The 21,629-nt window shown below is 33.6% G+C and carries 17 protein-coding genes and 1 tRNA gene; 6 read left to right on the plus strand and 12 right to left on the minus strand.

Annotated elements, in window-relative coordinates; translation table 11 throughout:
* Positions 1-56: 56 nt before the first annotated feature.
* Genes ispF through porU form a run of 3 tightly spaced genes read right to left on the minus strand, consistent with a single transcriptional unit; the run spans position 57 to position 5,547 of the window.
* Entirely contained in the window at positions 57-533 is a 477-nt protein-coding gene (gene ispF / locus GCQ56_RS02880) for a 2-C-methyl-D-erythritol 2,4-cyclodiphosphate synthase (protein ID WP_152732883.1), read from the minus strand.
* Positions 533-1,711: a type IX secretion system outer membrane channel protein PorV gene (gene porV / locus GCQ56_RS02885; RefSeq protein ID WP_152732884.1), complete on the minus strand. Its 1,179-nt coding sequence runs from the start codon at positions 1,709-1,711 to the stop codon at positions 533-535. Before porV ends, ispF begins: the two co-directional genes overlap by 1 nt.
* A 59-nt stretch (positions 1,712-1,770) precedes the next feature.
* Positions 1,771-5,547 carry a type IX secretion system sortase PorU gene (gene porU, locus GCQ56_RS02890; RefSeq protein WP_152732885.1) on the minus strand — a complete coding sequence of 1,259 codons (3,777 nt, stop codon included), beginning with the start codon at positions 5,545-5,547 and terminating at the stop codon, positions 1,771-1,773.
* A 340-nt stretch (positions 5,548-5,887) separates the two neighbouring features.
* Here porU and gldJ point away from each other — a divergent pair, with 340 nt between their 5' ends.
* The 3 genes from gldJ (at position 5,888) to sugE (ending at position 9,127) form a co-directional block, all read left to right on the plus strand.
* Positions 5,888-7,402: a gliding motility lipoprotein GldJ gene (gene gldJ / locus GCQ56_RS02895; protein WP_152732886.1), complete on the plus strand. Its 1,515-nt coding sequence runs from the start codon at positions 5,888-5,890 to the stop codon at positions 7,400-7,402.
* 106 nt (positions 7,403-7,508) lie between these two features.
* The gene (murF, locus tag GCQ56_RS02900) at positions 7,509-8,798 is read left to right on the plus strand and encodes a UDP-N-acetylmuramoyl-tripeptide--D-alanyl-D-alanine ligase (protein WP_152732887.1); all 1,290 of its coding nucleotides are present in this window, start codon (positions 7,509-7,511) and stop codon (positions 8,796-8,798) included.
* Between the two features lie 8 nt (positions 8,799-8,806).
* Entirely contained in the window at positions 8,807-9,127 is a 321-nt protein-coding gene (sugE, locus tag GCQ56_RS02905) for a quaternary ammonium compound efflux SMR transporter SugE (protein WP_366139674.1), read from the plus strand.
* A 10-nt stretch (positions 9,128-9,137) separates the two neighbouring features.
* On the opposite strand, the gene GCQ56_RS02910 is transcribed toward sugE, so the two are convergent.
* The 6 genes from GCQ56_RS02910 to GCQ56_RS02935 form a co-directional block, all read right to left on the minus strand.
* Entirely contained in the window at positions 9,138-10,166 is a 1,029-nt protein-coding gene (locus GCQ56_RS02910) for a glycosyltransferase family 2 protein (protein WP_152732889.1), read from the minus strand.
* A gap of 42 nt (positions 10,167-10,208) precedes the next feature.
* Complete coding sequence (locus GCQ56_RS02915) at positions 10,209-11,081, minus strand: lysophospholipid acyltransferase family protein (protein ID WP_152732890.1); 873 nt, start codon at positions 11,079-11,081, stop codon at positions 10,209-10,211.
* Positions 11,082-11,129: 48 nt separating this feature from the next.
* Complete coding sequence (locus tag GCQ56_RS02920) at positions 11,130-11,930, minus strand: inositol monophosphatase family protein (RefSeq protein ID WP_152732891.1); 801 nt, start codon at positions 11,928-11,930, stop codon at positions 11,130-11,132.
* Positions 11,931-11,941: 11 nt separating this feature from the next.
* Positions 11,942-13,333: a tRNA (N(6)-L-threonylcarbamoyladenosine(37)-C(2))-methylthiotransferase MtaB gene (mtaB, locus tag GCQ56_RS02925; protein WP_227005969.1), complete on the minus strand. Its 1,392-nt coding sequence runs from the start codon at positions 13,331-13,333 to the stop codon at positions 11,942-11,944.
* Between the two features lie 73 nt (positions 13,334-13,406).
* A complete protein-coding gene (locus GCQ56_RS02930) occupies positions 13,407-14,312 on the minus strand; it encodes a phosphatase (protein WP_227005970.1) in 906 nt (301 codons plus the stop codon).
* A gap of 102 nt (positions 14,313-14,414) precedes the next feature.
* Positions 14,415-15,743 carry a PhoH family protein gene (locus tag GCQ56_RS02935; RefSeq protein ID WP_152732892.1) on the minus strand — a complete coding sequence of 443 codons (1,329 nt, stop codon included), beginning with the start codon at positions 15,741-15,743 and terminating at the stop codon, positions 14,415-14,417.
* Positions 15,744-16,006: 263 nt separating this feature from the next.
* Here GCQ56_RS02935 and GCQ56_RS02940 point away from each other — a divergent pair, with 263 nt between their 5' ends.
* The 3 genes from GCQ56_RS02940 to GCQ56_RS02950 all read left to right on the plus strand — a co-directional run bounded on the left by GCQ56_RS02940 (position 16,007) and on the right by GCQ56_RS02950 (position 18,234).
* Complete coding sequence (locus tag GCQ56_RS02940; RefSeq protein ID WP_152732893.1) at positions 16,007-17,293, plus strand: folylpolyglutamate synthase/dihydrofolate synthase family protein; 1,287 nt, start codon at positions 16,007-16,009, stop codon at positions 17,291-17,293.
* 57 nt (positions 17,294-17,350) lie between these two features.
* Positions 17,351-17,425 (plus strand) — tRNA-Val (locus GCQ56_RS02945).
* A 176-nt stretch (positions 17,426-17,601) separates the two neighbouring features.
* Positions 17,602-18,234: a redox-sensing transcriptional repressor Rex gene (locus tag GCQ56_RS02950; protein ID WP_227006005.1), complete on the plus strand. Its 633-nt coding sequence runs from the start codon at positions 17,602-17,604 to the stop codon at positions 18,232-18,234.
* Between the two features lie 81 nt (positions 18,235-18,315).
* Here GCQ56_RS02950 and GCQ56_RS02955 read toward each other — a convergent pair whose 3' ends face one another.
* From GCQ56_RS02955 to GCQ56_RS02965, 3 genes are all read right to left on the minus strand, one after another.
* On the minus strand, positions 18,316-18,564 hold the full coding sequence (locus GCQ56_RS02955) for a DNA-binding protein (RefSeq protein WP_152732895.1): 249 nt from the start codon (positions 18,562-18,564) through the stop codon (positions 18,316-18,318).
* 104 nt (positions 18,565-18,668) lie between these two features.
* On the minus strand, positions 18,669-19,907 hold the full coding sequence (locus GCQ56_RS02960) for a PAS domain-containing sensor histidine kinase (protein ID WP_227005971.1): 1,239 nt from the start codon (positions 19,905-19,907) through the stop codon (positions 18,669-18,671).
* 109 nt (positions 19,908-20,016) lie between these two features.
* A complete protein-coding gene (locus GCQ56_RS02965) occupies positions 20,017-21,396 on the minus strand; it encodes a sigma-54 dependent transcriptional regulator (protein WP_152732897.1) in 1,380 nt (459 codons plus the stop codon).
* Positions 21,397-21,629: the final 233 nt, after the last annotated feature.

Here is a 21,629-nt window from a genome sequence, read left to right on the forward strand (position 1 = left end):
TAAAAAGCCTTTTGAACTAATGTTCAAAAGGCTTTTTTGTATGAAAATTTTGTAAATTACTTTTCAATAAGAACGGTTGCATATGCTGAAATTCCATCTTCAGTACCTACAAAACCTAATTTTTCTGTTGTTGTAGCCTTTATTGCTAAATCATCTGTATCTATTTCCATTACTTTAGCAAGTACTTCTTGCATTTCTGGAATTAGTGGTTTAATTTTTGGTTTTTGTAAGGCAATAGTAGAATCAATATTTCCAATTGAATATCCTTTTTCTGCGATTATTTTAACGGTCTTCTTTAACAATATTTTACTGTCAATACCTTTAAAATCGTTAGAAGTATCAGGAAAATGATAACCAATATCACGCATATTAGCTGCACCTAGAAGGGCATCGCAAATCGCATGTATTAAAACGTCTCCATCAGAATGAGCAATGCATCCTTTACTATGCTCAATTTTAATGCCTCCTAACCAAAATTCCTCACCTTTGGCTAACTGATGAACATCGTAACCAAATCCTACTTTAATCTTCATTACTTAATAATTTTATCAAGATTGGCAGTTAAACTAAATCTTAAAGTATTTTTTAAAGGATTGTTTTGAGTTGTTGGGATTAGGTAAGAAAAATCCAAATCAAACATGTTTAGTTTAACTCCTAAACCTGCAGTAAAGTATTTACGATTACCTTTATCTTCATGCTCGTAGTAGTATCCTGTGCGAAGAGCAAACTGCTCTTGATACCAATATTCCAAACCAAGTGACCATGCCACTTCTTTAAATTCTTCACTCATCCCGTTAGGAGCATCGCTAAAAGAGCTAAATATACCACTAACAACAGATTTATCTGAAGATTCACTTCCAACAATTACACCGCCATTATTGTCATCTTCATCTAAGTTTCCACCTGATGGAGTTGGAACCAATAATTTATTCATATCGGCGGCAATAGTTAAGCTATTGTAGCGATCCAATTCAAATTTTAAGGCAGTACCCAATTTTAAATTAGTTGGTATAAATTCTTTTTCATCATCGTTGGTATAGCTAATTTTTGAACCTATGTTCGAGATATTAATACCCCAGGACCAAACCATATCTCTACGATTTCTTCTAAATTCATTTTGATAGTATACAGAAATATCCGCAGCAAATGCATTACCAGCCTGAGTTTCTAATCCAGCAACATATTGCGATTGAGTTAAATCAGATCGAATATATCTGAATGCAATACCTCCTGATAGTTGATCTGTTAACCTTCTTGAATAAGCGATGTCAAATGCCCATTCATTAGGGTTTTTAGCTACAGGAATATCTTCTGCTCTTTCCAAAAAGGCAATTTCACCTAATGAAAAATAACGAAGTGAAGCACCAATTACTTGATTTTTATCTAAACGATAATAACCTGTAAGGTAAGCAATGCTCATATCGTCAACCAGATCGCGTAGCCATGGTGTATAAGAGGCAGAAACACCATATTGTCCATCGATCATTGCATATTTTGCCGGATTCCAATGCATGGAATTTACATCCGGCGATGTAGCTACACCAGCATCTCCCATTGCACCAGCCCTTGAATCGGGAGTAATGGTTAAAAAAGATACGGCAGTTGAAATGTAATTGGCTCCTGAAGTAGAAGTCTGGGCCGAGGTTTTACTAGTGTTAGTAAAAAGCAAAAGGCCTAATAAGCTTGTGATTAGAGTTAGTCTATAATTCATAACATATTTATATAATAGTCTGCAAATATAATTCAAATAACTACAATTACTCTTTTTTATTATTTGAGGATCACTAATTTTTGAAATTTATTTACTGTTTTTCCATTATCGGCTCTTACTTTTACACGATAGAAGTAAACGCCACGACCAATGGAGTTTCCAAAATCATCTTTCCCATCCCATTGTATTGGTCCTACTCGCTTGCTTGTAGCGTTAAAACTTGTTTCGATGGTTTTGATTAATTTACCTGAAACGGTTAAAATTTGTATTAAAACATCCAGATCGCTTGAAGTTTTGTTGTGTTCAAAATAAAAGCCTGTATTTGTAGTAAATGGATTAGGGTAATTCAGAACATGCTTAATTACTAAATCAGCGTTTTCAGCGACAACAAATTCTAAACTGCTTTCCGAAGAATTATTAACATTGTCCCAAACTTTTAATTGAATTTCATGTTCGCCTGTCTCTAGTTCGCTAAGTTGATAGGTAATTTTACCCTTTTTATAATTGTCTAAATCAGATTCATAAAAATCATTAAGATCAATTGCTTGATCTGTGTTTCGATCAAGAATTGCGATGATATCGTGTCCAATTGAAGTGCCGGTTGTATTGATTCCACTTGAATCTCTAACAACAGCAAGAAGGAGTGGGTTAAGATCAGTTATTCCACCTGGAGTAAATTGCTCATCATTCATATACAATTCGATATCAGGACCTAAATTATCATTTGATGCGTTAGGATTGGTACCACCAACAACAATTGTATTGGTAAATCCGGCAGCATCCGAATTGCCATCAGTAGCATAATATGAAATTTTTCCATAGCCAAACTGATAGTTTATATCCTTTGGAACAAAGAATGTAAATTCAAAATTGCCATTGTTAACGCTTGCTTTCCCTTTGTATAAAACATTAGATTGTTCGGAATACTCAAAAGGATTTCCATCGTTACCCTTAGTTATTTTATCAACTTTTTTATCCAGAACTGTTGGGTACAGGGTTCCATTAAAACTATTTAAATCACTACCTGTACTTGCAATAATTTTGCCTGATATTTTAATTTCGCTCAAAGCTTTTAGAGTATCAACTGCTTGCGAAATATCAACATCGTTGATCATAGATGTAATTGCATTGTGTTGAGGGTAATTTAATTTTAAAGCAGGATCACCTAACAAAGTAAAATTTCGCTTATTAATTCCCGAAGCAGTAGCATTTTTTGTATTTCGCATAATATCGCCTAAACGATAAAATTCACCTTCTTCATCTTTCTCAAATACGAAATTGTAAAAGTTTTGATTCAGGCTGAAGTTAGGAGATGAAAAGACAAGGCGAGTAGTCGTGAAAAGTCCAATACCACCGCCGTTATCTCTCAGAAAAACGATCTCACCGGCTGATAATTTTTTATAATTATCGAACCTGCTAAATTCACAAGTCGCAGTCATGAAAAGAGGCAATCGATCCGAATTTTGCCATGAAAGAATATCATCGGTCATAAGAATGTGTTCATGGGCTAAACCATTTTCATTTCCATGCCCAGTATAATTTATGATCAAACTTCCTTTATTAACATTTTCGTTAATTTCAATATTAACATCAGGATATTCCTGACCAGCTGAACTGGTTATTTGTTCGTAATCGTCTAAAAAAATACGTTGAACTTTATATTGTGGATAATTGTCTTCCACCTGTACAGCCAAATAATTGGCATCTCTCATATGAGTATTGTTGTCCTCATCATCACCAATAATACAAATAGCAGTTTGCCAATCTCCTTTTGTATTGTTATTGTAATTTGTGATTTTTGAAGTAACAATTTGTGCTTCTTCACTTGTATTAACAGGTAATCGACCAATTCCTATGTCAACTAAACCGCTTGCTTCTCCTTCGTTGTCATCCAATAGTCCAAAAAAATCATCGGTAACAAATGATTGTGTTGGACTGAGAGAATTTTCCGATTGGTAGGTTAAAATTTTATTCGTGTTGCTTTCACTTGACAATTTGTTATCGAAAGAACCATCACCAAATAGAAGTAGATATTTAATCATATCCGATTCATTAGTAGATCTATCGTAAAACATCTTTACAAAATTTCTAATCGCCGCAACATCAGGAGCACCTGACGAAAATTCATTAAAAATACTTTCCTGATCAATAACACTAACCTTTAGATTGTCGTTATTTTTATGGTAATTGGCTATTTGCTCGGCATAACTCATAAACCTTGAATTGCTAATGATTAGCATATCCAACTGATCTAATGAGTGTAAGTTTTGATTTTGAATGCTGCCTACAATTTCAGGGTTAGGAAATTCACCATCTGGATTCAGAACAACAAATTCTTTTAGATTGGTTGTACTGGTGTTAAATTCTCCTACAGTACCAGCTATTGATAATTGTATTTGTTTGATATTGCTATGATCTGTAATATCCCAAACCAGAGTTGATGCCTTGCAATTTTGAATCTGAAATTTAGAAATAAGTCCTGCGCCAACAGATTCTTTATCTCGAAAAGACATTTGAGAATCAGTAAAAATTAACTCTCTTCGTGCATTTACTCTTAAAAAATCTAACCAGCCAATTGATGAAGCCGAACTTTTTTGATAGTTAATAGAGATGCTAAAGTTATCAGAGTTGGGAATAAATTCGGTAAAAACCTCTTCTTTAAGGGATGCATAATTTGCGGTATAGCTACCAGTATTGACGGCTGTAAGATTGACTTCTCCTATGTTTTGAGATCCGGAAATTAATTCAAATTTTGTTGTTGATGATGATCGAGCTGCCAGGTTAACTCCTATTTTTATTGGAGAATTGGCTTTTAAATTAGGAAATGAAAATTCGAAATGATGTTCTGTCGAGACATCAAATTCGGTTCCCAACCACAATCTACCTGATTCTAAAAGATTGGTTTTATCCACATCAAAAACACGGTAATCGTTAAAAGAATTAACAGTAGTATTAAATGTACTTTCGGAATTGTTAATGGGTATGATTGATGGATTGCCTTTGTCCGAAGTTAAAAAATAGAATGATTTATCTGAGTATAAGTGATTTTTATGAATAAATTCAGATTTACTATTATCAAAGGACCATGATCTTGGACCAGAAGCATAAAACAGAATAAAATCACCAGAATTAAAAACTCCATCATTACCATTATTCATATATATTGGAACAAGAGGAAGATCATCGATTGTTTCTTCTGAGTTGATTTTTGAAAGCATACCTCCATATCCATAAACTCGCACTTGTGCAGGATTGCTTATGCCCATATGTATTAATTGGTCATAGGTGATTTTATGAACAGCACTTGTATCAACAGAAATCTTAATCCAATTTCCAGAGGATAACACCGAGTTCATAGAATAAGTTTTAGCTTTTGGGCTGGATTTACTTTGTGTTTCTTTGTTAAACTTTATTTTAAAAGCAACTAGTTTTTCAATTTTTCCGTTTACCGGATTTTTTCGAAATGGTATAAATTGAACTTGTTGGTATGTGTTTTTTCGAATAATAACAGATAGAATTTTAGGTGTTATAATATTCGGAAAAGATTTATTTCGTAAAATTTGTGCTTCTTCGGAACTTAACGGATCGAATTGCGTATCCAATAACTCAACAGAGAATATATCTCCAATTGAACCAGTTCTTTGAAGATGAGAAAACATAGGCAACCAATTGTTTGTCTCGTCAATTGAAGCTCCTTGAAAGCGTAAAGAAGTGATTTTTTCTCCTTTGGGAGAGAAAATATACGCTTCTTGCCAGGATAATTTGAATTCTTTGCTTGTTTGTCCAAAAGAGTTGAGACAAAACAATAAAGTAACAATAAGGATTTTGTAACGCATACTGAGTTTTACCTTTAGAGAATTTTATGACAGAATTAATGCAAAATAAACAAAACTTTATACAAAGGCTATTAATCTGTTTATGATATAAAAATGATTCAAAATGAATATTAATTGAATAAGATTTAGTTAAATGTGTTTTGAATCAAATGGTTAGAGTTGTAATGAAGTGTTTGTATTGATTTGATTAGAGTAAGAAGTTAAATAAAGAAAATGATGTGTAAAGAAAAATGTTAAATATTTAGTGTAAAAACTAAAAATAGATACAATAAATTTCATACACTTTTAGTTATATTTGTTGAGTTAAGTATTTTTGAAGATAAACTACATTCAATCTATTATGAAACTAAAATCTAGCATAGTTATTGCTGTTTTTGCTACAAGTTTAATGATCTTCCCATCGTGTTCGAAGGTTAAAAATCTTGTAGGTAAGGGAGAAAAATCTAAAACCACAGGTTGGGCATACAACGATCCTGATAACGGAGGCTTTGAATATCATAGCGGTTATGAGCAGAAAACTGGTCCTGGCTTAAAATTTATACAAGGTGGTACATTTACTATGGGTAGAACTCAGCAAGATGTAATGTACGATTGGAATAATGTTCCAAGAAGAGTTACAGTCCCTTCTTTTTATATTGACGAAACTGAAGTACGTAATGTTGATTATTTGGAATACTTACACTGGATTCAACGAGTATATGTTTCATATCCTGAAGTTTATAAAAAGGCATTGCCTGATACATTGGTTTGGCGTAACGAATTAGCGTACAACGAACCGTATGTAAATAACTATTTGCGTCATCCAGCTTATGCTGAATATCCTGTAGTTGGAGTTTCGTGGGAACAAGCCGTTGATTTTTGCGAATGGCGTACTGATCGTGTAAATGAAAGAATTCTTATCGATAAAGGAATTCTTAATGATGACCCAGCTCAAAGAGATGAAAATAATTTTAATACTCAAGCATATTTAGCAGGACAATACGAAGGTGCCGTAAATAAAAATCTTCCTGATTTAGATCCAGATAATGAAGAAAGATCAGTTCGTTGGACGGATGGAATTCTTCTTCCTAAATATCGACTTCCTTCAGAAGCTGAGTGGGAATATGCAGCAACTGCATTAATTGGAAACTCAGAAGAGGAAAGAATTACTGATAAAAAGATTTTTCCATGGAATGGTCACTGGGTTAGAAACGAGAATAAGAAAGTTCGTGGTAAAATGATGGCTAACTTTGCTCGTGGTCGTGGAGATTATATGGGAACAGCAGGAGCACTTAATGATGGTGGAGATGTTACTGTGCCGGTAAATTCATTTTGGCCTAACGATTTCGGTCTGTATTGTATGGCTGGTAATGTGAGCGAATGGGTTGCTGATGTTTATCGCCCAATGTCACCTGAGGATATTGCTGAATTTAATCCATATAGAGGTAATGTATTTAAAACACCTGTTCGTGATGAAGAAGGTAATATTGCCGAGAAGGATAGTTTAGGACGCTTGCGTTACAGAACACAAACCGATGAAGAATTAGTAGGTAGAGAGAATTATAAAACAGCTGATAACAGAAACTATAGAGATGGAGATGTTTCATCAAGTATCGTACCTGATTATGAGTGGAATAACCCAGAGCATCAAACAAAAGGTTCAAGTCGAATGTATGTTCAGGGTAGAGGTCAGGATGGTAGTGACTTTAGTTCTATGGTAACGGACAATTCAAGAGTTTATAAAGGTGGATCATGGAAAGATAGAGCTTACTGGATGGCACCAAGTGCTCGCAGATTCATGGATCAGAAAGAAGCTCGTGACGATATCGGTTTCCGTTGTGCTATGACTCGAGTTGGTAGACCAACCCAAAAATAATTTGAAGTAGTTATTCAAAATAATTCAACCCCATTCTTTTTAAGAATGGGGTTTTTTATTTGATTTTATTAATTTCGTTCGTTGAAACTTTATTGAATACATCCATATGTCCAAATCATATATTTACAGTCTTTTCGAAAAATATCCGGTAGTTGTAACCGATACTAGAAAAATAGTTCCAAATTCAATATTTTTTGCTTTAAAAGGAGCAAATTTTAATGGTAATAAATTTGCAGAAGCCGCTATTCAAAAAGGATGTAAATATGCTATTGTAGATGAAAAAGAACACGTTAGAAGCGAAGCTTGTATTTTGGTTGAAGATGTTTTAACATGCCTGCAGGAATTGGCAAAAGAACATAGACGTTCATTAAACATTCCAATACTTGCAATTACAGGAACTAATGGAAAAACAACTACAAAGGAGTTGGTGAATGAAGTTTTAAAAAGGAAGTTCAGTACTTATGCGACTCAAGGAAATTTAAACAACCACATTGGAGTGCCGTTAACATTGTTGGCGATGACAAAAGAAACAGATTTTGGCATAGTTGAAATGGGTGCAAATCATCCGGAAGAAATTAAGTTTTTGTGCGAAATTTGTGAACCAAACTTTGGTTTGATTACCAATGTTGGAAAGGCTCATTTAGAAGGATTTGGCTCGTTTGAGGGTGTAAAGAAAACAAAGAAAGAACTTTACGATTATTTACAAGGCAAAGGAAAAGTTTTTGTCAATAGAGATAATCAACATTTATTAGGAATGTTGAATGATCAGGAAATTTACTCCTACGGAAATTCGGAGGAAGCAAATAGTAAAGCAAGATTTTTACAAGCTGAACCATATCTAATTCTAGAATTAAGATCTGCTAAAATTGGTAAGTTGTATATCAAAACCAAATTGATTGGTGGATATAATTATGAAAATGCATTAGCAGCAGTTACAATTGGGCGATACTTTAATATCGAAGAGATTGTTATAAAAGAGGCATTGGAAGCTTACGAGCCAAGTAATAACAGGTCTCAACTAAAGAAAACAGACAGGAATGTTTTGTTTTTGGATGCTTATAATGCTAACCCAAGTAGTATGAATGTTGCCATTACAAATTTTGCCAATTTAAAGGTGAAAAATAAGCTCGTTATTTTAGGTGATATGCTGGAGTTGGGTGATGATTCGGAAAAAGAGCATTTGGCACTTATTGATTTGTTAGATGAAAAAGGTTTGAAAAAGGTTTATTTGGTAGGAAATATTTTTTCCAAAGTGAATACCAGGAGCAATTGTAAAACTTTCAAATTAGTAGACGAGCTAGGTACTGAATTGAAACAAGAGGAAGTAAAAAATTATTATATCCTGATAAAAGGATCGCGGGGAATTCAATTGGAAAAAGTTATAGAGGAGTTGTAGATATGGGGATAGCATGGGTTTATTTGATTGTGGCAGGACTTTTTGAAGCGGTATGGGCAATAGGCTTAAAATATGCGCAAGGTTTTACAAAATTGTGGCCTAGTGTGATTACAATTGTAGCAATGGGAATAAGCGTTTATTTCCTGGCTTTGGCTGTCAAGAATTTGCCAGTTGGAACTGCTTATGCCGTTTGGACAGGAATTGGAGCCTTATCAACAGCAATTTTAGGAATTGTTTTATTTGGAGAACCAGTTCACTTTTCTCGGATTTTCTTTATGCTACTATTACTAATTGCTATTGTAGGTTTAAAATTTACATCACATGCATAAGTTAGCATTGTTAATGCTTAAAATTTAAATCAGAAAATACTTTCTTACTTTTTAAATAATAATCTATAATGAGGCTATTCTGATAGATTTCAGGATGATGTTCTTTGCTTACCAAACGCAAGGATTGCTTTCTTTTCAGATTGTATTTTTTTAGCAGAGAATAAAAGGACATATGTGCCTTAAATACTGCGGTAAAATTGGAAACCTCCCCGCTCAGTAAAAATTTAAAGGCAGCAACACCATCCAGTATCATTCTTGCCAAAAAGGTGAATAAGAGTTTATGCGATGGTAAATTCTTATATAGCATTAGCAAGTTGTTGCGAAAATTAAGGAATAGCTTGCGTGAACTATGGTTCGGTAAAGTTGCTCCTCCTACATGAAAAACTGTAGAATTTGTATCGCAGATAATTCGATAACCAAGATTCTTTATTCTCCAGCAAAGATCAATTTCTTCCATATGTGCAAAGAAATCAGAATCTAAACCACCTGCTTGCTTATAGACTTCAGCTCGAACGAACATGGCTGCACCACTTGCCCAAAAAATATCAATGTTTTTATCGTATTGTCCCGTATCTTTTTCTATTGAATCCAGAATACGTCCTCGGCAAAAAGGATAACCCAAATAGTCAATAAATCCACCTACAGCTCCAGCATATTCAAAATCTGTTTTTTTGTGATAGGCTTTAATTTTAGGCATTGCAGCCGCAATATCTTTATACTTTTCAAATTGTGTATAAATGGAATCTAACCAATTTTCGGTTACCTCAACATCGGAATTTAAAAGCACAAAATAGGAGTGAGGCAATTGAGCCAAAGCTCGATTGTATCCTTCCGCAAAACCGTAGTTCTTATCCAATTGTATTCTTTGTAAATTAGGATAGTTATCCTTTAGAAATGATATAGAATGATCGGTCGAGGCATTGTCAGCAATAATAACATCAGCCCATTCTCTATTGGAGTGAGTTGTTACCGAAGGAAGAAATTTTTTTAATAATTCCTTGCCGTTCCAGTTTAATATTACAATTGCGATGCGATTCATATCTTATTTTAAAGTAAAAGGTTCGAATGTAGGGAAGTTAAATTATTGCTTTTTATGCTTCCAGCGTTTATGCGACCAAAGCCAGTAAGCAGGATTTTTGTTGATTATTTCCTCTAAAACACGAGTGTGTTTTTCGGTAATTTCATTTTCAGCAGTTTCTTTAGGATTATCGAATAAAGGAATAAACTCTACTTCGTAATAACCACGCTTAACTTTTTGCATGTTTATAAATACAACTGCTTGATCAAGTTTTTTAGCGATTCGTTCTGTTCCTTGTAAGATTGGAGTTTCCTGATTTAAGAATTGAGTCCAGTAGTTGATGCTCCTTTTATTAGGTGTTTGATCTCCGATAAATACAGTAAAAGTTGCTTTATTCTCTCTTCGATACGATAACATTGTTCTCAAAGTATCGTTTTTAGCAAGAGTTTTAGCCCCAAATTTTTCGCGAATTTTGATGTACATTTTATCAAAAGTTCTGTTGTGTAAAGGTTTATAAATTGGCAATACATTTTCATATCCCCAAATTGGGAAACAAGTCATCCATTCCCAATTACAATAATGACCTAGAATGGCAATTACACTTCTATTTTCATTTACATATTTATCAGAAATTTCCAAATTTAAGAATTTACATCTTTTTTTAATCTCATCTTCGCTCATAGACCAGAGCTTTATAGTTTCAAGAAATAAATCACAAAAATGATGGTAAAATTCTTTTCGTAAACGGATAATTTCTTCTTCCGATTTGTCAGGAAAAGCATTTTTCATATTGTTAGTCACAACAGCTTTTCGATATCCAATAATTTTGTAAACTATAAAATAAACGAAATCAGAAACAATGTAAAGAACTCCGAGTGGCAGAAAGCTTAGAAGTTTTAAGAAACCGTATACGATGTATGAGAGGAAATTTATCATTAACTATGTCTTAATTATTTTCTGAAATTACAAAAAAAGATGATTGTTTTACTTGAGCATATGCTTTTGAACAACAGATTTAAATTCTTCCTGTACCAATCCATTTGAAGCAATGATTTCTTTTCCAAAAATATAATCGCTTCCGCCTTTAAAATCACATACTGCTCCACCTGCTTGTTTTACCAGGAAGGATCCGGCAGCAACATCCCAGGCTTGCAAACTGTATTCATAAAAAGCTTCGAATCTACCGCAAGCTACATAAGCCAAATCGGTAGCGGCAGAACCGGGTCTTCGAACACCATGCGAGTTTAGAATAAAATATTCCAATGTTGCCATGAAATTTTTTAATAAATCGTAGTCGTAATAAGGAAAACCTGTTGCGATTAGCGAGGCGTCAACAGTTTTTGCTTTGGAAACACGAATTGTATTGCCATTTAAAAATGCGCCACCAGCTCCTTTCCAGGAGTAGAAGCACTCATCTAAACTAATTTCGTAAACAACTCCTAATACAATTTCATTGTTTTCCTGCAATGCTATACTAACTGCGAAGGGTGAGAAGCCATGTATGTAATTGGTTGTTCCGTCAAGCGGATCAATAATCCAATTGTAACGATCGGCGCGAAAAGTTTCGGTTCCTTCCTCGGCAATAAAACCAGCTTCGGGCAGAATTTCCTTTAGCTCTTTTACGATTAACTCTTCGGATGTTTTATCAACATAGGTAACAAAATCGTGCATGCCTTTCGTCTCAACTATATCCGCTTTTATTTTGCTTTGTTGATCTTTAATAAAGGATCCTGCCTTTTTGGCAATATCCTTGGTTTTTAAACACAGTTCCTCTAGCATATTCATGATAGATGATTTTATTGAATAATTGGTTTAAAACTAAATTGGTTCGTATTTAGCAATTCGGCTTCCACATTGCCTTTTTCATTAATTTCTTTCAGGCTCACCATTGCCAACTGGTTACTTAAATTCAAATTGTAAGGAATTTCCACTTTAATATAGTTCTCGGTGAATCCATACATTTTACCATGATCGTTATATCCTTCGAAAAGAACTTCTGTTTCTTGATTTAAATGATTCTGATAAAACGCTCTTAACTTTTTGCCTGATAATATTTGAAGCATTTTAGCTCTCTGTTTTCTTTCTTGTACAGGAACCGATTCCTTAATTTCCAATGCTTTGGTTCCTTGTCTTTCCGAATAAGGAAAAACATGAAGTTGACTTATAGGCAATTCGTTAATGAACTTGTACGCCTCATTAAAATCCTCTTCACTTTCACCTCGACTTCCAGCAATTACATCAACACCAATAAAGGCATCGGGCAAAAGAGTTTTTATTTTTTCGATACGCTGAGCAAAAAGTTCTCGGTCGTATCTACGTTTCATCAATTTAAGAACTTTGTTCGATCCTGCTTGTAATGGAATATGAAAATGATTTACAAATTTCTTCGAACTGGCAACAAAATCAATAATATCATTACTCAGTAGGTTGGGCTCTATCGATGAAATTCGAAATCGTTCTATGCCTTCAACTTTCTCTAGCTCTTTTATCAGTTCAAGAAAAGTTTCATTGGTACTTTTACCAAAATCACCAATATTTACGCCGGTTAAAATGATTTCTTTTGCACCTTGCTCTGCAACTTTTTCGGCTTGCTTTACTGTTTCTGAAATGCTACTGTTTCTGCTTCTTCCTCTGGCAAAAGGAATAGTACAGTAGGTGCAGAAGTAATTACAACCGTCCTGAATTTTCAGAAAACAACGGGTTCTGTCACCCATTGAGTAGGAAGAGTGAAAATCTTTTACCGATTCAACTTCGCAAGGCTGAAGTTCACCAGTTCCGTTTTTTTCAAGATGATCGATGTATTTGTGGATATTGAATTTTTCGTTTGCCCCCAATATCAAATCTACACCAGGAATGGCAAGGATTTCTTGTGGTTTTAACTGTGCATAACATCCAATAACAGCAATAAAAGCGTTTGGATTTGTTTTAATCACTTTTTTGATTGCTTGTCGGCACTTTTTATCAGCCTGATCGGTTACCGAACAGGTATTGATAACGTATATATCAGCTTTTTCTGTCATCTTCACCGTTTCGAATCCCATTTCTTTAAATGATCTTCCAATGGTTGAAGTTTCAGAAAAATTCAATTTACATCCCAATGTGTAAAATGCAACTGTTTTTCCTTCCAACATATTTTCTTCCCTTCTGCTGATTGTTTTTTTTTGATTTTCAGATAAAAAAAGAACCATTTCAAAATGAATTGAAATAGCTCAAAATTATCTAAATTAAATGATTTGCAAATCTACAAAAAGAAATACGTTTTTAACTAATAAGGAGCTCATTAGTCTTGTATTCCTTGTAAAGTTGATGAACAATACCATCGGTTACACCAATTTTAGGTACATGAATTCGCTCAGCCTTCGCCCATTCCATAACGCTTAAGAATATGGTAGCCGCAGGAATAATAACATCAGCACGATCGGGATTCATATCGTAATTAATCATTAAATCTTCGTATGAATACATTTTCAGATCGTAATAGATTGATTTTAATTCTTTGTAACTAAGGTGTTTTTCCTTTTTTGGAGTAGCAAGTTTAACCAATCGATTGATATTACCGCCCGAGCCAATAATTTCAATGTTCTCGCAATTTGGACAAATGTCTAACAGACATTCTTTAATCCGAATAAATTCTCCCTTTGGAACGCAATCTTTTAAAATTTTAATTGTACCCACATTGAATGACGCCGAGAAAGTACAGATTCCTTTTGAAAAAAGTGTGATTTCGGTACTTCCACCACCAACATCAACATAAAGGTAATCTTTGTTGGGTTCTAACTTGTCAGCAATTTTATTATCAAAAATTATATTGGCTTCTTCTTTACCATCTATAATATCAATTTTAATATGACTTTCATCTTCAATTTGTTGAATAATTTCCGCACCATTGGCAGCTTCTCGCATTGCTGAAGTCGCACAAGCACGGTAATTTACCACCTCGTGTACTTCCATAAGATTACGAAAGGCTTTCATTGCTTTGATAAGTTTTTCGCCTTTTGTTGGAGAAATAAACTTATCAATAAAGGTGTCGGTTCCCAATCGAATTGGAACTCTGATTAAAGATGATTTTTTAAAATGCGTATTTCCACCTTCCTCAAATACATTCATAAACAGCAGTCGGATTGCGTTAGATCCGATGTCAATGGCGGCAAATTTCATAATTTTCATACGCGGTAAATTTCATTTAATGGGATAGAACTCATTTTTTCAAATGAGTTCCAATTCTCTATTCAAATTAAAATAAATTTAGGAGGAATGCAAGAGTCATTGTTACAGTAAATTACTTGCAAGTTCAGCTAAGTGACTTCTTTCTCCTTTAATAAGGTTCACATGAGCGAAAATATCCTGACCTTTCATTCTGTCTGATAAATATGCCAACCCGTTCGATTTTTTATCCAGATAAGGGGAATCAATTTGTTCAATATCTCCAGTGAATATCATTTTTGTTCCTTCGCCTGCTCGGGTAATAATTGTTTTGATTTCGTGAGGTGTAAGGTTTTGTGCTTCGTCTACAATAAAGAATGTATTAGATAAACTTCTACCACGTATGTAAGCCAGTGGTGTTATTTGTAATCTATCATCTTTTAAAAGTTCATCAATTTTAAGATACTCTTTGCTGTGAATATTAAATTTGTGTTTTATTACACTCAAGTTGTCGAACAATGGTTGCATGTAAGGACCAATTTTTTCATTAGCATCACCAGGTAAATAACCCAAATCTTTATTGGCTAATGCAACAATGGGTCTTGCTAAAAATATTTGATCGTACATATCTATTTGAGCAAGTGCGGTAGCCAAAGCCAGAAGCGTTTTTCCAGTACCAGCTCGTCCGGTTAATGCAACCAAGGAAATTTTCGTGTCCAAAAGAGCATGCATTGAAAAAGTTTGTTCTGCATTTCTAGGGAATATTCCGTAAGCATTGGGTTTCTCTACTCGGGTAATTAATTTTTCTATTGGATCAAAATGTGCCAGGGCACTCGATGAAGCTCCTTTCAAAATGTAATATTCATGTCCGTTAGGTATACTTTCGTTAAATTCATCTTCAGGAATACCTTCATTGGATTTATATAGAGTGGAAATTTTTGCATCATCGAAATTTTCAAGAGTAGTAATTCCTAAACTAATCACATCATCTAAATCTTGTACCTGATCATTTTTGTAATCTTCAGCAGGAATTCCAAGTGATTTTGCCTTCATTCTTAGGTTGATATCTTTTGATACCAAAATCACCTTTTTACGTTTGTATTGTTTGAAAATGTGCTCGGTAATTGCTAAAATTCTATGATCTGGAATATTCTCTTGAAAGGATGTTTTCATTTCCTGAGAAAATTCTTTTCCCGTTTCAATGAATAAATTCCCTAGTCCTTTTCCCAGGTTTACACCATCAGTAAAAAGCTTATCTCCTGATATTCTGTCAAGTTCTCTGCTAAATTCTCTGGCGTGAAAATTTATTTGATCGTTTCCTTTCTTAAACTTATCAAGCTCTTCGAGAACTGTAATAGGAATAATAACATCGTTTTCTTCAAAATTATAAATCGAGTTAAAGTCGTGAAGGATTACATTGGTATCCAAAACGAAAATCTTTTTGAGTTTAGCCATAACTTAAGATTTTAGAGGTTAATAACGACCAACAATTGATCGATTTGATGCTTAGAATTCAGCTGATCAGAAAAGAATGAGGTTAAACTTCTGGTTATTAGAATAAATCTATAAAAGGTAAGATGGATTTTTTTAGATTCAATTCCTGACAGCAATTATACTTTTAATTTAGCAATTTTTGAAGGAAAATTACGATGTAAAATACTTTTTTAAAAAATTTTATACTTCTTTGCAAAAACAACAATTTCTGTATCGAATTTATTATGAATTACCAGGAAACTTTAGATTATATGTTTACTCAGCTGCCTATGTATCAACGTACAGGAAAAGCTGCTTATAAGGCGAACTTAGATACTACTTTGGCTTTAGATAACTATTTCAATCACCCACATACAAAATTTAAGACTGTTCATGTAGCTGGAACAAATGGAAAGGGGTCAGTTTCACATTCTGTAGCTTCAGTTTTACAAGAATCTGGATTAAAAGTTGGCTTGTATACATCTCCTCATTTGCGTGATTTTCGAGAGAGAATTAAAATTAACGGTGAGCTTATTACAGAAGATGCTGTTATTGATTTTATAGAAAATAATAAAGAAAAATTTGAAGAGTTACATCCCTCTTTTTTCGAAATGACAGTGGCAATGGCTTTTGATTATTTTGAAAAAGAAAAAGTAGACATCGCAGTAATTGAAGTAGGATTGGGAGGAAGATTGGATTCAACAAATATTATAGCTCCTCTTTTATCGGTAATCACAAATATTAGCAAAGATCACACAGCCTTTTTAGGAACGGAATTGGTTGATATTGCAAGAGAAAAAGCAGGTATAATAAAAAAAGATATTCCTGTGATTGTTGGAAAAAAACAACCTGAAATTGCTGATTTGTTTTGTGCTATAGCTGACGAAAGAGATACTGAACTTTATTTTGCTGAAGATATTTACACATTAGTGAGTGCTAATTCTCAAAAAGAAATTCAGAAGTTGAATTATATGTCTGGTTTAAATGATAATCAGATAGAACTGTCGTGTGATTTATTGGGACAATATCAGCAAGATAATATAAGAACGGCAATTTGCACTTGCGATGAATTGGTTAAGTTAGGAATTGAGATTAGACAGAGTGATTTGAAAAAGGGTTTGGAAAATATTGTAAAAAATACCGGACTTTTAGGTCGTTGGCAGATTCTTCAGAATAATCCTAAGGTTATATGCGATACGGGACACAATGTTGCCGGAATTAGAGAAATATTAGAGCAAATTGAGAGAACTGAATACAGAAAACTAAGTTTTGTATTTGGAATGGTAGATGATAAGAATATTGAAGAAGTATTGAGTTTGATGCCAAAGGAAGCAACTTACTATTTTACCAAAGCTTCGATTCCAAGAGCATTGGATGAAAATGTTCTTAAAGAGCAGGCAAAAAAGTTTGGATTAGTTGGAAATGCATATGCTTTGGTATCAGAAGCCTTGGAGAATGCAATTGCAAATTCTTCTGATGAGGATCTAATTTTTGTTGGTGGAAGTACATTTGTAGTTGCTGAAGTTGTTTAAACAAAAATCACTTTTTTATTGCAGCATAAAATAATCTGCTTATATTTGCAGCCTCAAGGGCGATTAGCTCAGTTGGTTCAGAGCACTTGGTTTACACCCAAGGGGTCATAGGTTCGAATCCTATATCGCCCACTATTTCAGAAGGTTAAATGTTGTTTTAGCCTTATATCCCCAGCGCCATATATTCAAAATAGAATTACTAATTAAAAAAAAGTATTAAAGAAATTTTTCTTTAATGAAAACTTCTTTACTTTTGTTTTGATTTTAGGTGTAAGCAAAATACTATGGTTCAAATTTCTAAAAAAAATATGCAGGGGGTTCCGGAGCCTACAATTAGGCGCATGCCATCCTATTTAGCATTTGCAGAAGGTTTATCGAGAAAAGGTCAACAATTTGTTTCGTCAACACAGATTGCGAACTACATGAATATTGATCCTACTCAGGTAACCAAAGATTTATCGTATACTACAATTGTGGGTAAAACCAGAGTTGGTTACGAGGTAAAAGCAATTGTAGATGTTTTATCCGATTTCTTAGGGTTTTCGGTTATGGATAATGCTTTCCTTGTAGGTGCAGGTTCATTGGGTTCCGCATTACTTCATGATAGTGGATTAACTCATTTTGGTTTAAATATTGTTGCTGCCTTTGATGTTAATCCATCAACAATAGGTCGTAAAATAAACGATGTTGAGGTTTTCCATATAGATCAATTTAGAGATTTGGCTCAGGAATTAAACGTTATAATGGGAATTATAACTGTTCCTGCTGAGAATGCTCAAACTGTTGCCGATTTAATGGTTGCATGGGGAATAAAAGCAATTTGGAATTTTACTCCGGCGCGAATTAAGGTTCCTGAGGATATAATAGTACAGAACACGACCTTGTATTCTAATTTGGCTATTATTTTTAACAAGTTGCACAACGAACGAAAAGAATCTTAATCAGAAGATATAGGGTATAAAAAAAGGGCCGTGAATTTACTTCAAAGCCCTTTTTTATATTATCTGATGTTGAAATCTTTTTTAGGCATTCTCCAGAATACGAAATGCACAATCTAAAATTGTAGTATCGTCTAGTTCAACAATTCCACCATTAGGACCTTGTTCAACATGTATTCCCGTACTTTTACCTTTTTCAAAATTTCTTCCACCAAAATAATTTCTAACTGTTTCAACGTTTAACTGTAAATCTTCTGCAATCCTTTGCATACTGCCGTCTGGCAAACGATCCTTAATCTGTCTTAGCTCATTAAATGTGATTGTCTTAGTCATATGCTGTAAAGTTTATTAAGGGTTAGAAATTTATTTGCCCTTTAAATTTAATGAAAGAATTTCTTAAATTAAAATTATTAGAATGTTAATTCTTACAGCATTGACTAAAAAGTTAAGGTAAAACTAGTTCTTTCGTTTGGTTCAGATTGAGCTGTTATAGTACCTCCGTGTAGTCGTAATATTTGTTTTGAAAGGCTAAGACCAATTCCCGACCCTTTTGGTTTGGTTGTAAAGAATGGAATAAAGACTTTGTCTAAAACTTCCTTAATAATTCCTTGCCCATTATCACTTACCTGAATTGATATCCTTCCTCGTTTATTCATAAAGGCTTTCATTTCAATTTTTGGATTCGAAGTATTTTCAAGAGCATGAATCGAATTTTTAAGTAAATTGATTAAAACCTGTTCTATTAATTGTTCGTCTGCAGATAATTCTATTGATTCCGGATTGATACTAATGTTGCACTCAATATTATTTCTTCTGATTTCTTCTTCCATTAATCGGTGAATGTTATCAAAAAGTTTTTGTACCTGAAAAATGCCAAAGCTTGGCTTAGGAATTTTAGTTAGGTTTCTATAAGTATCAACAAAATGAAGTAAACCAGAACTTCTTTTGTGAATGGTTTCAAGAGCCATTTTAACCTCATTAAGAGTTTCCAGATCGTCGTCCTGGAATTTATTGGTATTGTTTTCACCAAAGTCATCAAGTATGGTTGTAAGCGTTGTAGACAACGATGAAATAGGTGTAATAGAATTCATGATTTCATGAGTCAATACACGAATTAGTTTTTGCCACGATTCTATTTCTTGCTCTTCAAGCTCGTATTGAATGTTTTTTATTGAAACCAAAATTACCTGACGGTTGTTAATTTTGAACTCAGTAGCGTAAACGGCTAATTTCAGAATATCTTCGTTATCAACAACTTTAACAAGAGTGTTTTCACCATGTTTTAATTTTAGCAATGCATCAACAAGTTCAGGATTAAAGGATTTAAGATCCTGAATTTTTTTTAGATTGCTAATTTGAAATAACTTTTTTGAAGCATTATTAATCATCTCAACCTTACCGTCGCGATGAAATGCGATCAAACTGATACCAATGTGTTGAATTACGGTTTGCAGATAAAAGTAATGTTCCTCTTTTTCTGCACGAATTTTTTGAAAATCAGTAATAACTGCATTGAAAGATTCCTGCAATTTATCAAAAGAACTTCCTAATCCTTGAACCTGGAAATTTCGAGTAAAATCGGAATATCGAATAGATTCCAGAAAGTTTTTAAGTAATCGGTTGGTTTTTTCTACATATCTGATAATTTCATAAATCTGATATACTATGGCAATCATAGTTAAGCTTGCCGTAAAGTATAAGCTTTTCTTTGCGACAAGATAAAACAGGAGAAAGATTGTTGCAGAAAGGACAATAATTCTAATAATAAAATTAATTCTAAAGCTTTTATAAACCATATTTTTCGAGTCTTCGGTATAGTGATGTACGCGTCAGTCCAAGTTCACCTGCCGCTTTTGAAATGTTTCCTTTATTGGTTTTAAGAACTTTTTGAATGATATTTTTCTCTACCTCTTCAAGGTTATAAGAATCGAACTCAACATCATCTTGTTGTCCTCTTTCTGTACTAATTTGAAAATCGCTAGGTTCAAGGTTCTTATCATCAGCCATAATTACTGCTCGTTCCATTTGGTGTTGTAGCTCTCTCACATTACCAGGCCATTCGTAGTCATATAATTTATTTAAACAAGCTTTGGTAAGGGTGTTGATTCTTTTTTTGTACTTTTTCGAATAGATATCCAAAAAGTGATTCGCTAGCAAAGGAATATCTTCGTATCTCTCACGAAGTGCAGGTAAGCCAATTTCTACGGTATTGATTCTATAAACTAAATCCTGACGATATTTTTCTTCGGCAGCCATCTGTTTTAGTGGCATATTGGTAGCACAAATTAATCTGATATCAATAGGAATAGGTTTATTTGATCCAACACGAATAACTTCTCTTCTTTCAAGTACGGTTAATAGTTTTGCCTGCATTGGCAAGCTTAAGTTTCCTATCTCATCTAGAAATAGAGTACCTCCCGAGGCAATTTCAAATCTTCCAGGTCTATCTGTTCTGGCATCGGTGAATGCACCTTTTACATGTCCAAAAAGTTCACTTTCAAAAAGGTTTTCGTTTATCGCCCCAAGGTCTACACTTATAAAAACTTCATCTCTTCTGCTCGAATTACGGTGTAATGCACGAGCTACCAGTTCTTTTCCTGTTCCGTTTTCACCCAAAATTAAAACATTTGCATCAGTTTTAGCAACCTTAGTGATCGTTGAAAAGACTTGTTGCATTTCTGGCGAGGTACCTATAAAATCATTAAATGGTTGGTCGAGAACTGCATTTAATTCTTTTTGTTTGGTTTTAAGTTCGCTTACTTCTTCTTTCGATCTTCGTAGTTTAATTGCAGAAGAAATTGTAGCTAATAATTTTTCATTTTGCCAAGGTTTCAAAATAAAATCAGTAGCTCCAGCTTTTATAGCTTTTACTGATTTTTCGATATCACCATATGCCGTAATAAATAAAACAACTGCTCTTATATCAATTTCAAGAATTTTGTTTAGCCAATGATAACCTTCTTGTCCACTAATTGCATCTTTAGTAAAATTCATGTCAAGTAGTATAACATCATAGCTCTCTTGTTTCATTAATTTAGGAATCAATTCTGGATCAGATTCTGTATGGATTAATTCAACATGTTGTTTTAGGAGTAATTTTAATGAGAATAATATATCCTCATTGTCATCAATAGCTAATATTTTTCCGTTTTTTTGACTCGTCATAATATGTGAAAATTTGTGGGTTCAGGATTTTATTTTTAAATCTGGACTCAAGTTATAATTATTAATTCGAAAATAAAAAATCGATGTACGAATTCGTACATCGAATGTCTTGTTTTCGTTCACACTTTTTAACATTTCAGAAGCCTGAAATTACTTAATTGATTGTTAGACAGAGTTAAATTCTTTTTGGCATGAAAGTGGTAATGATTGAGGTGTGTTTGAAAAAGGTATAT

The organism is Marinifilum sp. N1E240, assembly GCF_009295825.1.
GTDB classification, from domain to species: domain Bacteria; phylum Bacteroidota; class Bacteroidia; order Bacteroidales; family Marinifilaceae; genus Marinifilum_A; species Marinifilum_A sediminis.

Excerpts from the sequence above, each read along its gene's own strand:
- ispF (WP_152732883.1), bottom strand. The coding sequence starts at position 533 with ATGAAGATTAAAGTAGGATTTGGTTACGATGTTCATCAGTTAGCCAAA.
- porV (WP_152732884.1), bottom strand. The coding sequence starts at position 1,711 with ATGAATTATAGACTAACTCTAATCACAAGCTTATTAGGCCTTTTGCTT.
- porU (WP_152732885.1), bottom strand. The coding sequence starts at position 5,547 with ATGCGTTACAAAATCCTTATTGTTACTTTATTGTTTTGTCTCAACTCT.
- gldJ (WP_152732886.1), top strand. The coding sequence starts at position 5,888 with ATGAAACTAAAATCTAGCATAGTTATTGCTGTTTTTGCTACAAGTTTA.
- murF (WP_152732887.1), top strand. The coding sequence starts at position 7,509 with ATGTCCAAATCATATATTTACAGTCTTTTCGAAAAATATCCGGTAGTT.
- GCQ56_RS02910 (WP_152732889.1), bottom strand. The coding sequence starts at position 10,166 with ATGAATCGCATCGCAATTGTAATATTAAACTGGAACGGCAAGGAATTA.
- GCQ56_RS02915 (WP_152732890.1), bottom strand. The coding sequence starts at position 11,081 with ATGATAAATTTCCTCTCATACATCGTATACGGTTTCTTAAAACTTCTA.
- GCQ56_RS02920 (WP_152732891.1), bottom strand. The coding sequence starts at position 11,930 with ATGAATATGCTAGAGGAACTGTGTTTAAAAACCAAGGATATTGCCAAA.
- mtaB (WP_227005969.1), bottom strand. The coding sequence starts at position 13,333 with ATGGTTCTTTTTTTATCTGAAAATCAAAAAAAAACAATCAGCAGAAGG.
- GCQ56_RS02930 (WP_227005970.1), bottom strand. The coding sequence starts at position 14,312 with ATGAAAATTATGAAATTTGCCGCCATTGACATCGGATCTAACGCAATC.
- GCQ56_RS02935 (WP_152732892.1), bottom strand. The coding sequence starts at position 15,743 with ATGGCTAAACTCAAAAAGATTTTCGTTTTGGATACCAATGTAATCCTT.
- GCQ56_RS02940 (WP_152732893.1), top strand. The coding sequence starts at position 16,007 with ATGAATTACCAGGAAACTTTAGATTATATGTTTACTCAGCTGCCTATG.
- GCQ56_RS02950 (WP_227006005.1), top strand. The coding sequence starts at position 17,602 with ATGCAGGGGGTTCCGGAGCCTACAATTAGGCGCATGCCATCCTATTTA.
- GCQ56_RS02955 (WP_152732895.1), bottom strand. The coding sequence starts at position 18,564 with ATGACTAAGACAATCACATTTAATGAGCTAAGACAGATTAAGGATCGT.
- GCQ56_RS02960 (WP_227005971.1), bottom strand. The coding sequence starts at position 19,907 with ATGATTGCCATAGTATATCAGATTTATGAAATTATCAGATATGTAGAA.
- GCQ56_RS02965 (WP_152732897.1), bottom strand. The coding sequence starts at position 21,396 with ATGACGAGTCAAAAAAACGGAAAAATATTAGCTATTGATGACAATGAG.